The organism is Pseudomonas sp. W4I3 (assembly GCF_030816195.1).
Classification (GTDB): Bacteria; Pseudomonadota; Gammaproteobacteria; order Pseudomonadales; family Pseudomonadaceae; genus Aquipseudomonas.
Genome location: NZ_JAUSXS010000001.1, coordinates 5,978,365 through 5,993,864, shown reverse-complemented (window position 1 = coordinate 5,993,864; position 15,500 = coordinate 5,978,365). Strand labels below are relative to the sequence as shown.

Here is a 15,500-nt window from a genome sequence, read left to right as displayed (position 1 = left end):
GGTGCAGGCTAACTGCTATCACGGTTCCAGCAACCGGTTGATTTTCAAGCGCTCCTGCGCAACGCGAGCTTGGCGTGATCCCTGCTAGTCTTCCCTTACACACATGGCCGGATGCCAAGGGGGACGCATGACCCCGATTTCACGTAAAAAACAGGTGGTCGCTCATTCAACCCGAGTCGACGCGCCCCAACATGAAGTCCAAACCAACCTCGCCCTGGCGCGCTGGCTGGCGCAAATACTGGGGTTAAAATTCGGCGGCAGTTACGACCCGCACACACACGTTGGCCGCGATCTGTACCTGCTTCCCACACAAACCGTGGTGGGGACTGCCCAGGCACGGGCGCTGAATATCAAAGGCCCAGACGACCTGTGGGGGGGTTATGTCGATCACCCGTTCATCTGCACCAAAGCCATCAGTCACGGGCTGTTAGGCCCTGAAGCCAAGGCGCCAGAGGGTTGGTCGTCGCTGTTCAGTGAGCGCGTACGCGACGTCGTCCTCGACGGCTTGAGCGTCTTCGCGCTGGAGGACTCACGGCTTGGCGCCACTCGCTTGCTCTACAGCGGGCCGATTCGCTTGAAACCCCTGCACGCCAGCGCTGGGCGCGGCCAGCAAGTCATCCGCAGCCTCGACGAATTCGACGCCCTGCTGGCACGCCCCGAAGCTGCGGGGATCTTCAACGAAGGCGTCGTGCTGGAACAAGACCTGCACGACGTAGTCACTCACAGCGTGGGCCAGAGTTTTATCGGCGATCACACGCTCAGCTACTGCGGCGAGCAATACCTGACCCAGGACGGGCAGGGCGAAGAGGTCTATGGCGGCTCCAGATTGCTGGTGGTGCCCGGTGACTATGACAACCTGCTGACGCTGGATCTGCCCGAAGGTGTACGTGAAGCCATCGGGCAAGCGCAGGTTTTCGATAAAGCCGCTGACGAAGCCTACCCCGGCTTCTACGCCTCGCGGCGCAATTACGACATTGCCCAGGGCCTGGACAGCGATGGCCAACGCCGCAGTGGCGTGCTTGAGCAATCCTGGCGCATGGGCGGGGCCAGCAGCGCGGAAGTCGCGGCGCTGCAGAGCTTCATCAATAACCCGAGCCTCAAGGCCATTTGGGTGGCCTCGGTGGAAACCTACGTGGACCAGGCGCTGCCGGCGGATGCCATCGAGGTGTACCGGGGCCCGGCCGAGAACAGCGACTTTCTTCTCAAATATGTGACGGTTGATTCTTATGACGGCTAGAAGCGAGAGCATTGCGATCGATATAGACGAGGAACAGATGAGCGGGACCTTCCTGAGCCCCAAATCCAAAGTGCCGGGCGTGTTATTCGTACACGGCTGGGGCGGTAGCCAGGAGCGCGACCTCGAACGCGCCAAAGGCATCGCGGGGCTCGGTTGTGTGTGTTTGACCTTCGACCTGCGCGGCCATGCCGGCACCGGCATCCCGCTCTCGCGCGTAACCCGTGAAGACAACCTGCGCGACCTGCTCGCCGCCTACGACCGCCTGCTGTCCCACCCGGCGATCGACACTTCGGCGGTGGCGGTGGTGGGCACCAGCTACGGCGGCTACCTGGCGGCGATCCTCACCTCGTTGCGCCCGGTGCGCTGGCTGGCGCTGCGTGTGCCCGCGTTGTACCGCGATCAGGAGTGGCTCAAGCCCAAGCGTGACCTGGATAAAGTCGACTTGATGGATTACCGCAGCACGCTGGTCCAGGCCGAAACCAACCGCGCCTTGCATGCTTGCGCGAAATTTACCGGTGACGTGCTGATTGTCGAATCGGAAACCGACGACCATGTGCCCCACGCCACCATCATGAGTTACCGCGCGGCGTGCCAGCAAACCCATTCCCTGACCCACCGCATCATCGATGGCGCCGACCATTCCCTGAGCGATCCGGTGTCGCAGCAGGCCTACACCTCGATCCTGGTGAGCTGGATTACCGAGATGGTGGTGGGGGAACGGTTGAGCATCATTCAGTCGCAATGATTCATCTGTACCTGGAGTAGCGGGAACGAGAAGTAACCTGTGGTGAGGGAGCAAGCTCCCTCACCACAGGTGTCAGGCGGTCTTCTTCACCCGCAGCGCCTTGGCCTTGGCCTCCACCGCCAGGTACATCACCAGCGCGATCAGCAGCGGGCAAATAAAGTAGATCGCCCGATAAGCAATCAACCCCGCCAGCAAACTGCCGCGTGACGCCTCATGCTGCAGCAGGCCGATGAATACCGCTTCCAGCACGCCCAGCCCGGCCGGAATATGCGTGAGCACACCGGCAATTGCGCTGATCAGCAGCACCCCGAGCACCAGCGGGTAATCGAGTTTCGCCGGCAGCAGGGTAAAAATCACCGCTGCCATCAGTGACCAGTTCAACGCGCCCAACATCAACTGCAAACACGCCATGCGCAGCGACGGCAGGTTGATCTCCATGCCGCGAATCGTCCACGCGCGTTTTTTCGAAAACCGGCAGGCGGCCAGGTAACCCAGGCTGGCCAGTACCAGCAGCGCGCCGATGCCTTGCAATGCCGTGGTGCTGATCTTCCAACCCGGCGGCATGGTCACCAGCCCACTGCTGAACACCGCACCGGCCAACGCCATGTAGCCGAACCAGTTGGTGGCCAGGCTCAGCCCGAGGATCTTGGCGATATTGCCGGTGCTCACCCCCAGCCGCGAGTACAGCCGATAACGCATCGCGATGCCGCCCACCCAGGCGCTGAGGTTGAGGTTGAACGCGTAGCTGATAATGCCCACCGGCAGGATCTGCTTCCAGCGCAGGGGCTGGCGAATGTAGGTGCGGCCGATCAGGTCGAAGCAGGCGTAGACGATAAAGCTGCACAGGGTCAGCGCGCTGGCGATCAGCAAGGTGCGCACTTTGAATTCGCTCAAGGTGTGCAGCACTTCGCTCCAGTCGATGCGTCGGGCAAGCAAGGTGAAAAGCGCGATCAGCAACAGGAAGAACGCAATGGTCAGGGGTTTCTTCCAGCGCTGGAACCGTGAGCCGTTTTTTTCAGACGTCATGGGCCGCACTCTCGATGGGTTTCAAGCGCGGCTTGTGCGCCGGTAGCCAGCCGGTCAGCACCGGGAAGTGGCGCATCACATGAAATACCAGGAAACCCACGGTCAGCCGCCACAACCACAGGCGCGGTTTGCGCTTTTCCGGCATGGTCTGGCAATGGTCCCTGGCCAGCGCTTCCAGGCTTGCGTACAGCTGCTGATTGAAGGCCCGATCGCGAATCAGCACATTGGCTTCCAGGTTCAATGCCAGGCTCAACGGGTCCAGGTTGCTCGAGCCCACGGTGCTCCAGTCGTCGTCCACCAACGCCACCTTGCCGTGCAGCGGGCGCTGGCAATATTCGTGAATCACCACGCCATCCTTGAGCAAGTAGTCATAAAGCATGCGCGCCGCCAGCTTGGCCAGCAGCACATCCGGCTGGCCTTGCATGATCAGTTGAACGTGCACGCCACGGCGCGCGGCGTTGCGGATCTCGCGCAGCAGGCGGTAGCCGGGGAAGAAGTACGCGTTGGCAATCACCGCCCGCGTGCGGGCTTTGCTCAAGGCGTCGATATAGGCTTCTTCGATGTCGTCGCGATGCTGCACGTTGTCGCGATAAATCAAGCGGACCAGGCCGTCTTCATTCGACGTTGCCGACAGCCCAGGGCGTTGCGGGCGCCGCCGCCAAGCACGCCGCGTGCGCACCTGGCGACCGCTTTGCGCCAAGGCGAAGTGGTGCAGGTCGGCCACCGCCGGTCCAACGATCTGTACCGCATAATCCTGCTTGGCCTCAGGGCCGAAATCGCCCAAGTGGTCGGCGGAAAAATTGATGCCGCCAATAAACGCCACAGCGGCATCCACCACCACGATTTTGCGGTGCAGGCGGCGGAACCAGTTGGTGCGAATACCCAATACCTTCGAGGCCGGATCGAACATCTGCACCGCCACCCCGGCCTCGGCCAGCTCGCGCAAAAAGGAGGCGCTCAATTCGCCGCAACCAAAGCCATCAAGGCTGGCCACTACCTTTACGCCGCGTTGCGCCGCTTCGATCAGGATGTCTTTGAGCTCAAAGCCGACCTTGTCTTCGAAGAGGATAAAGGTCTCCAGCAGAATCTCCCGCTGTGCCGCGCGCATGGCCTCGAACACCTTGGGAAAGTAAGCCTCGCCGTTTTCCAGCAACTCGATACGGTTGCCGCTCTGCCAGCCGTAATCCAGGTCACGTGCCTTGGCATCCTCCGGCGGCTGGTCGGTGGCGATATGTTCTACAGCAACGTTCATAGCTCAATCTCCACCGACAGCGGCACATGGTCAGAAAGATGCGACCAGGGGCGCGTGGTCAGTACGCGGGGGTTATGCACGGTCAGGTTACGCACGTAAATGCGGTCCAGCGGCAACAGCGGCAGGCGCGCCGGAAATGTACGCGCAGGCTTGCCGTGGGTGTGCACGAAGACTTCCCGGAGACCGCTTTGGCTGAGATCGGCGCGCTGGCGCCAGTCGTTGAAATCGCCGGCCACCACCAGCGGTGCGTCAGCCGGAATTTCGCTGATGCGCTGCTCCAGCAAGCGCAGTTGCTGCTGGCGGTGCACTTCCCGCAAGCCCAAGTGAATGCAGATCGCATGCACTTCCTGCCCGCTGCCTGGCAGGCGCAACACGCAATGCAGCAGGCCACGGTTTTCATGGCCGCTTTGCGAGATGTCGAGGTTGTCGTAACGGATGATCTGGAATTTGGACAGCAACGCGTTGCCGTGATCGCCGTGGGGGTACACCGCGTTGCGCCCGTAGGCGAATTGCGGCCAGATGCTGTCGGCGAGGAACTCGTACTGCGGCATCTTCGGCCAGTCGCTGTAACGCTGAGGGTGGCGCTCGTGGGTGCCGTGGATTTCCTGGAGGAACACCATGTCGGCACCGACACTGCGCACCGCTTCGCGCAGTTCGGGCAGGATGAAACGTCGGTTCAAGGCGGTGAAGCCCTTGTGGATATTCACCGTCAGCACGGTGAAACGAGTGACGGCGGCGGTCGGCGTGATGGGGATCAATTCTGGCTGTGTCATGGCATCACTCCCGGCTCGGGCAGTCGCCCCGGCTCAGTCGCCAGGTGCTTATCCAGCCCGAAGCGCTGCAATAGTTGGCGGGCATCGAAAGGTGCGCGCACCTTGATGTCATTATCGAAAAAGCAGAACACGTCGCGCTGTTTGCGCGCGCGCGGCTTGTGTGTTGGGTCGATCAACTGCGCATCCGCGGGCTGTTTGCCGTGCTGCCAACGCTCAATGCGGTCGCCCCAGCGCTTGAGCGCATCGTCGGTGTAACCGCTGGCATAAAGTTGCTTGTCGCCATGCAGGCGCAGGTACATGAAGTTGGCGGTGACGTCTTCGGCATACGGCCACTTGCCGGCCGTGTCCGCCACCACCAGGGCGACGCCGTATTTGTCCAGCAACTGCACAAACTCAGGCACAGCGAAACTGGTGTGGCGAATTTCCACGGCATGGCGCAAGGGCTGCTTGCCATAGGCTTTCATGCTCGCCTTGCCATTCAGGCGTGGCTCATGCTGGTGGGCAAGGGCGGCGGCCTGCTGGGTGGTGGTGGGTAGTTCGGCGAGGAAGGCTTCGAATAAATCCGGGTCGAACTTGAAGCTGGGCGGAAATTGCCAAAGGATCGGCCCGAGCTTTTCCTTGAGCTCCAATACCCCGGACGCGAAGAAGTTCGCCATGGGCTTGTGCACATCCCGCAGGCGCAGGATGTGCGTGATGTAGCGGGGGGCCTTGACGCTGAACACGAACCCCTCAGGCGTGTCGGCATACCACTCGGCGTAGCGCTTGGGCGTTTGCAGCGCGTAGAACGAACCATTGATTTCGATAGCGTTGACGGCGCGTGACGCAAACTGCAACTCGCGTTTCTGGGTCAAGCCCTCGGGGTAGAAATCGCCCCGCCAGGGCGTGTAGCGCCAGCCGGAAATGCCGATGTGAATCGCCGCCATGCTTGCTCCCGTGGATGTAAGGTCGATTGACCTGCGTTTTGGGATGACTGCGATCTTCGGCTGAAAGTTTCCATGCGCCTACAGACGGTAAAGCAAACGGCAGAGGATCCAGATGCTGGCGCAGTGGGCTGAATCAGGGGAACGATCACGGCGCAAACCCGTCAGTTCCTTACAGACCCCCCTGAAGGAGCCCGGTGTTTTGCTGAATATAAAGACTGCATTACTGCTCGGCGCGCTGCTGTTCTGCGGCAGCGGCGCATTGCAAGCGGCTGCCACCGCGCCTGAACCCGAGACCCCGGCCAAGCCGGAATTGCTGGTCGAAGGCGGCCTGCTGGGGGCCATCAGTTCCAGCATCGATGATGTGCAACAGAAGCTGGACCTCAACCAGAACTTCATTGATGAATGGCGCCTGCGTGCCGACCGGGCCGCCGACGAAGTCGGGCGCCTGGTCAACCAGACGGCCCAGCGCTCGCCGTGGAGCGTGGCGGGGGATTTCCTGTTGTTGTCGGCCGTGTGGATCGGCGCCTTTGCGCTGCTGACGCTGCTGGGGCGCCTGATCGTGCGGCGCTTGTGCCAGCGTGAGTTTTTCCGGCGGCGCGGGCGCCTGCTGGGGGTGCTGGGGTACGTGCTGCCTTACACCCTCCCGGCCCTTATCTGCCTGCCGCTGACGCTGTATGTCAGCCACTTTCTGGCCAACTCGGTGGGGCGTGCGCTGGCGCTGTGTTTTGCCTACGCCACCAGCAGCGGCATCTTTTCCACTTCAATCCTGTTGTGCGTCATTGTCATGTTCAACCTGGGCCACAAACGTCCGGCCGTACGGTTGATTCGCGACTACTGCCCCAAGCCGCTGTTTCTGATTGGTTTTCTTGCCGCCCTCAGCGACGCGCTGACCAGCCCGCAAATCGCCCGCCAGTTCGGCGGCAATATCACCAGCAGCGTCGCGGTGTTTACCGGCCTGTTCGCGACAGTGATCTTCGGCGTGCTGGTGGTGCGCCTGCGTCGCCCGGTGGCGCATCTGATTCGTAATCGGCCGCTGGCCCAGCGGCTCAAGCACCCGGCGTTGCAGCAGTCACTGCGGGTGTTTTCCGGCCTCTGGTACTGGCCGATTCTGCTGATGGTGCTGGTCTCGGCGATCAACCTGATCGGTGCCGGCGACGACAACCAAAAGGCCCTGCGCTGTGCGTTGTTCACCACGATCCTGCTGATCGGCACGGTGTTTCTCAGCACCGTGCTGCAACACCTGTTCAAGTCTCGCAGCCAGGTGGCGATCCAGCGCAGCAGCGCCTACAAGGAGCGCTTCCTCAGCCTGTTGCACGCGATACTGCGCATCGTCATGGCCATCGCCTTTATCGAAATCCTCGGGCGTATCTGGGGCGTGTCGTTGTTCGAATTTGCCCAGCGCAACTCGGTGGGCCGCGCGATCAGCGATTCCCTCAGCAGCATCGGCCTGATCCTGCTGATGACCTGGCTGTTCTGGGTGGTGCTCGACACGGCCATTCAGGAAGCGCTCAAACCCCCGGTGAACAAGCGCTCCAGCCGCCAGCCCAGCACCCGCGTGAAAACCATCCTGCCGCTGCTGCGTAACGCGGTGAAGATTATCCTGGTGGTGATTTGTGCAATCACCACCATGGCCAACCTGGGCATCAACGTTGCGCCGCTGCTGGCGGGCGCTGGTGTGGTCGGCCTGGCCATCGGTTTTGGCTCCCAGCAATTGGTGCAGGACGTGATCACCGGCCTGTTCATCATCATCGAAGACACGCTGTCGATCGGCGACTGGGTGGTGCTCGACTCCGGCCATGCCGGCACCGTCGAAGGCCTGACCATCCGCACCCTGCGCCTGCGCGACGGCAAGGGCTTTGTGCATTCGGTGCCGTTCGGGCAGATCAAGGCCGTCACCAACCAGTCGCGGCAGTTTGCGTATGCGTTCTTCTCGGTGCAGTTCACCTACGACACCGATGTGGACAAAGCGGTGGAGCTGATCCGCGAGGCCGGGCAATCGATCCGCGACGACGTATTCCTCAAGTACAACCTGCAAGGCCCGCTGGAGGTGTTTGGCGTCGACAAGATGGACCTCAACGGCGTGGTGCTGACCGCGCAGTTCCGCACGGTGTCGGGTGGGCAATATGCGGTGAGCCGTGCGTTCAACCAACGGTTGAAGAAGCTTGTGGATAACTGCGATGAGGTGTTTTTTGCGCAGACTTATCCACAGCAGGTTTTATTGCCCAAGCGTACGTCGCAGGTGGATGAGCCAGAGGCGGTGATGCTGAGTGAGCAGCCCAGGCCTCAATAAGGGGTGTCTGTCATGGCCTCATCGGGGGCAAGCCTCCTCCCACAATTGATGGGGTTCGCAAATCAAAATGTGGGAGGGGGCTTGCCCCCGATAGGGCCCTCAAACTCAACGCCTGACCAACTTCTCCTGCACCGCCCTGCTGATCCACCTGCGACAAAATCTGCTGCTTGCCGCCCACCATCACCGCCGCCGGTACCCCGTCCCGATACACAATCCGATTGCCACTCACCGCCGGCACTTTGCTCCCCGGTAACAGCGTGCCCACCAGGTTCAGCGGGTCTGCGCCGCACACTGCGATCAGGCTCCCGTCATGGGGCCGTCGCCGCACTTCGCGCAGCACCGCAATCGCCTCCGGCAGCGCGAACTGTTCCCCCGCCAGGCCACTGACAAACCGCCCGCCGCGAATCTCGCCCCGTGCTTCCAGGCGGTGAAAGGTGCGCAACAATTCGCGCCAACTCGGCAGCCAGTCCGCCTCGCGCTCCAGCAAGCGCCAGAACACCACGCCATAGCGACGCAGCAGGGTCATTGCCACATGCTCCAGGGTCTCGGCCGAATGCGCGCCGGCGGCATTCGGTGCGCGGCGAATCAAGGCCCAGCGCCCGGCGTCATCCATGCCACCGATAAAGGCGCCGCGCCCCCGCCGGCTGCTGCGTGCCTGGCGTTTGCTGGCGGGCGTGGTCAGGGCGCGCAGGCCGGCGAAGCTGTCGGCATTGACCAAACCCGCGCCGACCAGCTCCTGCAGGGCGGTCTCCAGTTCGCTGCGCAGCAGATGGGCTTCGTGCACCAGTTCATCGAAAAACAGCGCGCCCTGTTCGCGCAGGGCCAGATGGACTTTTTGCGCCTTGGGCGACAGCGTCGTGCTGTCCGTCTGTTCGGTCAGCCCGCTCCACAGTGGCACCTGGCTGCGCGGCAAGAGCACGATGGGCGTGCTGCGCAAGGCGATGGCGCTGGCCTTGTGGCTCAGGCGCGTCCACACCAGCTTGCCGCTGCGGCACAAGTCATCCAGCCAGGTCGAGGTGTAATCCTTGATACGCGCGCTGAGCAGGTCACGGTCCCAGGCCGAGGTGGCGGCGGCATAGCCTTCGAACTGGCCGACGATCTGCGGCAGCACCGCGCTGCCCTGGCCACGTGTGCTGTCGGACAGGTGCTGCCAGTCGAACAGAAAACGCATGAAGTCCTGCAGCGCCACCGGTTCGATTTCCCGGCGCAGGCGCTTGACCGTGTAGCGATGAATGCGCGCCAGCAGATGCCGTTCGCACCATTGCTCCTCAACGGCGCCGGGGCTGAAGTGCCCGCGCAGCACATAACCTTCCAGTTCCAGCCGCCCCAACGCCTGGGCAACAGTGGCGGGCGGCAACGCCAGGGGCGCGGCGATCTCGGCCAGCGTCAGTGGGCCGAAACCGCCCAGGCGTGCGCGCAGCACTTCCACCAGGGCCTCGTCGAATGTCCAAGGCTCGTCGAAACCCGGCAGCAGCGGCAGGTTGTGCGGGTAGATCGCCTGCAGACAGCTCAAGCGTTCCACGGCCACCCACAGACCATTGGGCAGCGGATAAGCGCGCCCGGCCTGGGTCAACGCTTGCAGCCATTCGGCCCATTGAGGCGTGAGTTCCGGCTCTGCAAGGCAGGCCAGGCTCATCAGCGCCTCGTGCATTTCGTCCAACCCCTGAGGCGCCGGCCAGGCTTCCTCGCGCACGCCAGCGATTGCCTCGGCATCCAGCGCGCCGAGGTCGTCGGTACTTTGCGGGTCGCTCCAGCGGCGGTTGAGCACGGCCTGGGTGCGGCGTTCTTCCAAAGGCGCGTCATCGAGAAAGGTATAGGGCCGCGCGCTGAGAATTTCGGCCGCCATCGGCGACGGCGCGGGCAAGTCGCGGCTGACCATGCGCACGTCGCCCGCTTCCATGCGCCGCAGCAGCGCGAGCCAGCCCTCGCTGTCCATGGCTTCGTGCAGGCAGTCGTCGAGGGTTTGTTCCACCAGGGGATGGTCGGGCACTTCGCGTTCGCCGGCGAGGTTTTCCAGGCAGGCGATCTGGTCGGGAAACACGCTGGCGATCAGGTCTTCGCTTTTCATGCGCTGGATCTGCGGCGCCACCTTGCGCCCACCGGTATAGCGCGGCAAGGCCAGCGCCACCCCGGCGTTCCAGCGCCAGCGCACACCGAACAGCGGCGCATCCAGCACGGCCTGGATCAACAGGTGTTCGGCGCTGTGGCTGTTGAGGTAACGCCACACCTCATCCAGCGCGAAGCTGTGGCTGGTGGACAACGACAGCACAATCGCATTTTCGCTGGCCGCCGCTTGCAGCTCGAAGTTGAAGGTGCGGCAAAAGCGCTTGCGCAGGGCCAGGCCCCAGGCGCGGTTGATGCGGCTGCCAAAGGGCGTGTGAATGATCAACTGAGTGCCGCCGGACTCGTCGAAAAACCGCTCCATGATCAAGGTGTCCTGGGACGGCAATGCGCTGAGGGCCAGGCGTGCGCGGGCCAGGTAATCGAGCAGTTGTTCGGCGCTGGCGCGGTTCAGGCCGAGCGTGCCGGTGAGCCAGGCCTGCGCCGGTTGCAGGTCGCCGGGGCTGGCGCTGAGCAATTGGTCCAACTGCCCCTGCAAGCGGGCTACGGCCGCTGATAACTCGTGGCTGCGCCCCGGCGCTTCGCCGAGCCAGAACGGAATGGTCGGCGGCTGGCCGTGGGCGTCCTCCACCCGCACCTTGCCGGCTTCCACCCGCAGGATTCGGTAGGAGGTATTGCCGAGCTGGAAAATGTCCCCGGCGATGCTTTCCACCGCGAAGTCTTCGTTGACGCTGCCGATGTTCAGGCTCTGGGGTTCCAGCAGCACGCTGTAGTCGGCGTTGTCGGGAATGGTGCCGCCGCTGGTCACTGCCGTGAGCCGCGCGCCACGGCGGCCGCGCAGGGTGTGGGTCACGGCGTCACGGTGCAGATAAGCGCTGCGGATGCCCTGACGCCCGTTGTAGCCATCGGCAAGCATGCGCAACAGCGCCTGGTAGTGGCGCTCGTCCAACTCGGCATACGGCGCGGCGCGGCGGATAATTGCGAGCAGGGCGGCTTCGGGCCATTCGCGCGCACTGACCTCGGCGATGATCTGCTGGGCCAGCACGTCCAGCGGCGCCACCGGGATGTGCAAGGTGTCGAGCTCGCCACGGCGCACGCAGTCGAGGAGGGCAGCGCATTCGATCAGGTCGTCGCGGGTGGTGGCGAACAGGCGACCCTTGGGCGTGCCGCCGACCTGGTGCCCGGAGCGACCGACCCGTTGCAGAAAACCGTTGATGGAGCCGGGCGAGCTGATTTGGCAGACCAGGTCGACGTCGCCGATATCAATCCCCAGCTCCAGGGACGCGGTGGCGATCAGCACCTGCAGCTCGCCGGCCTTGAGCCGTTGCTCGGCATCCAGGCGCATTTCCTTGGCCAGGCTGCCGTGGTGAGCGGCCACCGCCGTTTTGCCCAGGCGCTCGCTCAGGTGGCGCGCCAAGCGTTCGGCCAGGCGCCGAGTGTTGACAAAAATCAGCGTGGTGCGGTGTTCACGGGCCAGTTCGGCGAGGCGGTCGTAGACCAGGTCCCACACGTCATTGGCCATCACCGCCGAGAGCGGCACCTTGGGCACTTCGATGTCCAGGTCGCGCGGGCGGGCGTGGCCGATGTCGACGATGGCGCACTCGCGTGCGGTGCCCACCAGAAACCGCGACACCGCTTCGATGGGCTTTTGCGTGGCCGACAGGCCGATGCGCGTCAGCGGCTCGGCGCACAACGCTTGCAGGCGTTCCAGGCTTAACGCCAGGTGACTGCCACGCTTGCCGGCGGCAATCGCGTGGATTTCATCGACAATCACCGTGCGCGTGCTGGCGAGCATGTGTCGGCCGGAATCCGAGCCGAGCAGCACATACAGCGATTCCGGGGTGGTGACCAGAATATGCGGCGCGCGCTTGCGCATCTGGGCGCGGTCTTTTTGCGGCGTATCGCCGGTGCGCACTGCGGTGCGGATCACCAGGGGCGGCAGGCCAAGTTTGTGCAGATGCTCGGTAATGCCCGCCAGCGGATTTTGCAGGTTGATCTGGATATCGTTGGAGAGCGCCTTGAGCGGCGAAACGTAAACCACCAGGGTTTCATCAGGCAGCTGGCCGCCGTTGGCCAGGCCCTGGTGGACCAGGTCGTCGAGCACCGCGAGAAAGGCGGTCAGGGTCTTGCCCGAGCCGGTCGGCGCGGCGATCAGCGTCGAACGGCGCTGGCGGATCAGCGGCCACGCCTGGGCCTGCGCGGCGGTCACCGAGGGGAAGGTGCTGCGAAACCAGGTACTGACGGCGGGATGGAAGCCGTCCAATGCACGGTCTGTCGATTCGGGAAGATTCATGTAGTGATTGATGCCTCCTGCTCCCACAAGTTGCACGCACGTACTTTGTCCGTGACGGTTGCGCTACAAACCCGCAAAATGCAACGATTCTGGAATAAACCTACGGCAGGGCTCATGCGCCTGCCGACACAACCATCGTTCCAAACAGACCGGGCCTGCTCAATCTATGCGAATGCGCCTTATGTTACTGGGCGGCGGGAATGCCCTCGGGCAGGCGCTGATTCGCCTCGGTGCAGAGGAAGACATCGGTTTCCTCGCCCCCAAACCGCCCCAAGACGGCTGGGATGCCGCGAGCCTCACCCAACTGCTCGACGACACCCGTCCCGATGCGTTGATCAACCTCGCCTACTATTTCGACTGGTTCCAGGCCGAGGCGGTCAGCGAAACCCGCCTGGCGTCCCAGGAGTTCGCCATCGAACGCCTGGCCGAACTGTGCCAGCACCACAGCATTACCCTGGTGCAGCCGTCCAGCTACCGCGTGTTCGACGGCTCCCGCGCCACCGCCTACAGCGAAAAAGACGAGCCGGTGCCCCTGGGCCTGCGCGGCCAGGCACTGTGGCGCATCGAGCAGAGCGTACGCGCCACCTGCCCGCAACATGTACTGCTGCGGTTCGGCTGGTTGCTGGACGACAGCGTCGACGGCACCCTCGGGCGCTTCCTGGCCCGGGCCGAACAGCCGGATGAATTACTGATGGCGGACGACCGGCGTGGCAACCCGACACCGGTGGACGATGCGGCGCGGGTGATCATCTCCGTGCTCAAGCAACTCGATTGCGCGGCGCCGCTGTGGGGCACCTACCATTACGCCGGTCACGAGGCGACCACGCCGCTGGCGCTGGGCCAGGCGATCCTCACCGAAGCGCGCAATTTCCACCCACTGGCCATCGAATCGCCGACCGCCCAAGCCCACGCGGCGCGCCCGGATGCGGCCGAAGAACCGCAGCACGCGGTGCTGGCCTGCAAGAAAATCCTGCACACCTTTGGCATCAAGCCACGGGCGTGGCGAGCAGGCCTGCCAGCGTTGCTCGACCGCTTCTACCGCCACACCTGACCCAACACAAAACCAATGTGGGAGGGGGCTTGCCCCCGATAGCGCAGTGTCAGTCAAAAGATTCCTGGACTGACCCACCGCCATCGGGAGCAAGCCCCCTCCCACATGGGTTATGCCGTGTTTTATCCTCGGTGGCCCTGGTGCCGAAATCGATACAGCGCGCCCCGGCTAGATCATCCACACCTGACACAACACAGAACCCAATGTGGGAGGGGGCTTGCTCCCGATAGCGGAGTGTCAGTCAAAAGATTCCTGGACTGACCCACCGCCATCGGGGGCAAGCCCCCTCCCACATGGTTATGCCGTGTTTTATCCTCGGTGGCCCTGGTGCCGAAATCGATACAGCGCGCCCCGGCTAGATCATCCACACCTGACACAACACAGAACCCAATGTGGGAGGGGGCTTGCTCCCGATAGCGGAGTGTCAGTCAAAAGATTCCTGGACTGACCCACCGCCATCGGGGGCAAGCCCCCTCCCACATTTTGCTTATGCGTGTGGCTTAGAATTTGTAACCGATACCCACCATGTAGACCATCGGGTCGACATCCACGTTGACCTTGGCCCGAGTGCCTTGGCCCAGTGCGTTGTTGTCCACGGTGGCCTTGGTACTGATGTCGATATAGCGCGCCTGGGCGTTGATCATCCATTTGTCGTTGATCATGTAGTCGGCCCCGATCTGCGCGGCCCAGCCCCAGGAGTTTTCAGCCTTGAAGTTGCTGAACCCGGCTTGTTCGGCGCGGCTGCCCACGTGTTCGTCGTAAATCCAGGTGTAGTTGATACCGGCGCCCACATAGGGCTGGAACGCCGACTGGTGGTCCAGCGGGTAGTACACGACGCTCAAGGTCGGCGGCAGGTGTTTGAGTGTGCCGAGCTTGCCATTGGCGGCGCCGAGGGCGGTGTTCTTGATCTTCACGTCGTGCTCGAACGGCGTGGCGGCCAGCAGTTCGATACCGACGTGGTCGGTGATCATGTAGGCGAAGTTCAAGCCCAGTTGGGTGTCGCTGCTCATGGTCGCCTTGCCGCCCAGGTTGGTGCCGGCCAGTGGGCCTTGGTCAACCTTGACGCTGCTGCTGTCGGCCTTCGGATTCACGGTGATTGCACCGGCGCGAATCAGAATGTCACCCGCCTGGTGGGCGTGAGCGACAGGGGCGACGAGGGCGAGCGCGAAGAGGGACGCGCCGAGCAGAGACTTGTTCATGGGAGCTCCAAAAGGACGTTAAAAGTTGTACGCCCAATGGTAAAGATCGTTCCGTGCGATCTTTTGACTCAGCTCAATGAAAGGCCAACCACGCCGCAAAAACTGTGGGAGGGTTATTCCTCCAACTCGTACATATAAATTTTCTTGGCATCCATCTGGTAGCCGGCGTCGGCCAACTCACTGGACGACGGCTTGACCTGCATCGCCCCTTCGATCCAGTACGGCTGATACAGCTCATCGAGTTTCACGCCGACTTCGCTTTTCACATGCACGATCTGGTTCGACGGCGGCGGTGGCACATGGATGCACGCGCCGAAATACGGCACCAGCAGGAACTCGGTGGTGCGGCCTTCCTCGCTCACCTCCAACGGCACAATGTAGCCCGGCAGGCGAATGTGCTGGCCGTCGAGACTCTGCACCACCGGCGCGTTGGGCAAGTCCTGCTTGGCGGCGGGCGCGGCCTCGACGGACAAGGCATCGGCCATGCTCGACAGGTCATGCAGCGGTTTCATATTGGGCACTTCCGGTGGCGCATCCGGTGGGATCATTTCCTGCCACGACAAATCCTTGGGCTGCTCCTCGGCCCAGGCGGGCAGGGCCATAAGCAATAGCAGGGCAAACAGGGCATGACGCATGAAGACTCCTCAGTG

Annotated in this window: 11 protein-coding genes; 4 read left to right on the top strand and 7 right to left on the bottom strand. The window is 63.0% G+C overall.

Annotated elements, in window-relative coordinates:
* Positions 1 to 127 precede the first annotated feature (127 nt).
* Positions 128 to 1,237, top strand: coding sequence for a DUF3182 family protein (locus QF045_RS27325; protein ID WP_306494808.1), 1,110 nt, complete (start codon positions 128 to 130; stop codon positions 1,235 to 1,237).
* Entirely contained in the window at positions 1,227 to 1,982 is a 756-nt protein-coding gene (locus tag QF045_RS27320) for a S9 family peptidase (protein WP_306494807.1), read from the top strand. Before QF045_RS27325 ends, QF045_RS27320 begins: the two co-directional genes overlap by 11 nt.
* 72 nt (positions 1,983 to 2,054) lie before the next feature.
* Here the strand turns inward: QF045_RS27320 and QF045_RS27315 are convergent, their stop codons facing one another.
* From QF045_RS27315 to QF045_RS27300, 4 genes are read right to left on the bottom strand one after another with little or no spacing between them, the layout of a single operon-like run.
* Positions 2,055 to 3,008, bottom strand: coding sequence for a lysylphosphatidylglycerol synthase domain-containing protein (locus QF045_RS27315; protein ID WP_306494806.1), 954 nt, complete (start codon positions 3,006 to 3,008; stop codon positions 2,055 to 2,057).
* Positions 2,998 to 4,260: a cardiolipin synthase ClsB gene (clsB, locus tag QF045_RS27310; protein ID WP_306494805.1), complete on the bottom strand. Its 1,263-nt coding sequence runs from the start codon at positions 4,258 to 4,260 to the stop codon at positions 2,998 to 3,000. Before clsB ends, QF045_RS27315 begins: the two co-directional genes overlap by 11 nt.
* On the bottom strand, positions 4,257 to 5,033 hold the full coding sequence (locus QF045_RS27305) for an endonuclease/exonuclease/phosphatase family protein (protein ID WP_306494804.1): 777 nt from the start codon (positions 5,031 to 5,033) through the stop codon (positions 4,257 to 4,259). The genes clsB and QF045_RS27305 overlap by 4 nt, the downstream gene beginning before the upstream one ends.
* Positions 5,030 to 5,956 (bottom strand): DUF72 domain-containing protein, encoded by a 927-nt coding sequence (locus QF045_RS27300; protein WP_306494803.1) that lies wholly within the window; start codon positions 5,954 to 5,956, stop codon positions 5,030 to 5,032. The genes QF045_RS27305 and QF045_RS27300 overlap by 4 nt, the downstream gene beginning before the upstream one ends.
* Positions 5,957 to 6,155: 199 nt before the next feature.
* Here QF045_RS27300 and QF045_RS27295 point away from each other — a divergent pair, with 199 nt between their 5' ends.
* A complete protein-coding gene (locus tag QF045_RS27295; RefSeq protein ID WP_306494802.1) occupies positions 6,156 to 8,246 on the top strand; it encodes a mechanosensitive ion channel domain-containing protein in 2,091 nt (696 codons plus the stop codon).
* Between the two features lie 10 nt (positions 8,247 to 8,256).
* Here the strand turns inward: QF045_RS27295 and QF045_RS27290 are convergent, their stop codons facing one another.
* Positions 8,257 to 12,600 (bottom strand): DEAD/DEAH box helicase, encoded by a 4,344-nt coding sequence (locus QF045_RS27290; protein ID WP_306494801.1) that lies wholly within the window; start codon positions 12,598 to 12,600, stop codon positions 8,257 to 8,259.
* A 166-nt stretch (positions 12,601 to 12,766) separates the two neighbouring features.
* On the opposite strand from QF045_RS27290, the gene QF045_RS27285 reads away from it, so the two are divergent.
* Complete coding sequence (locus QF045_RS27285) at positions 12,767 to 13,651, top strand: sugar nucleotide-binding protein (RefSeq protein ID WP_306494800.1); 885 nt, start codon at positions 12,767 to 12,769, stop codon at positions 13,649 to 13,651.
* A 500-nt stretch (positions 13,652 to 14,151) separates the two neighbouring features.
* Here QF045_RS27285 and QF045_RS27280 read toward each other — a convergent pair whose 3' ends face one another.
* Both QF045_RS27280 and QF045_RS27275 read right to left on the bottom strand, forming a co-directional pair.
* A complete protein-coding gene (locus tag QF045_RS27280; RefSeq protein WP_306494799.1) occupies positions 14,152 to 14,850 on the bottom strand; it encodes an OmpW family protein in 699 nt (232 codons plus the stop codon).
* Between the two features lie 113 nt (positions 14,851 to 14,963).
* The gene (locus QF045_RS27275; protein WP_306494798.1) at positions 14,964 to 15,485 is read right to left on the bottom strand and encodes a DUF3299 domain-containing protein; all 522 of its coding nucleotides are present in this window, start codon (positions 15,483 to 15,485) and stop codon (positions 14,964 to 14,966) included.
* Positions 15,486 to 15,500: the final 15 nt, after the last annotated feature.

Coding starts and splice junctions, on each gene's coding strand:
- QF045_RS27300 (WP_306494803.1), bottom strand. CDS start 5,956: ATGGCGGCGATTCACATCGGCATTTCCGGCTGGCGCTACACGCCCTGG.
- QF045_RS27315 (WP_306494806.1), bottom strand. CDS start 3,008: ATGACGTCTGAAAAAAACGGCTCACGGTTCCAGCGCTGGAAGAAACCC.
- QF045_RS27280 (WP_306494799.1), bottom strand. CDS start 14,850: ATGAACAAGTCTCTGCTCGGCGCGTCCCTCTTCGCGCTCGCCCTCGTC.
- clsB (WP_306494805.1), bottom strand. CDS start 4,260: ATGAACGTTGCTGTAGAACATATCGCCACCGACCAGCCGCCGGAGGAT.
- QF045_RS27305 (WP_306494804.1), bottom strand. CDS start 5,033: ATGACACAGCCAGAATTGATCCCCATCACGCCGACCGCCGCCGTCACT.
- QF045_RS27285 (WP_306494800.1), top strand. CDS start 12,767: ATGCGAATGCGCCTTATGTTACTGGGCGGCGGGAATGCCCTCGGGCAG.
- QF045_RS27320 (WP_306494807.1), top strand. CDS start 1,227: ATGACGGCTAGAAGCGAGAGCATTGCGATCGATATAGACGAGGAACAG.
- QF045_RS27325 (WP_306494808.1), top strand. CDS start 128: ATGACCCCGATTTCACGTAAAAAACAGGTGGTCGCTCATTCAACCCGA.
- QF045_RS27275 (WP_306494798.1), bottom strand. CDS start 15,485: ATGCGTCATGCCCTGTTTGCCCTGCTATTGCTTATGGCCCTGCCCGCC.
- QF045_RS27290 (WP_306494801.1), bottom strand. CDS start 12,600: ATGAATCTTCCCGAATCGACAGACCGTGCATTGGACGGCTTCCATCCC.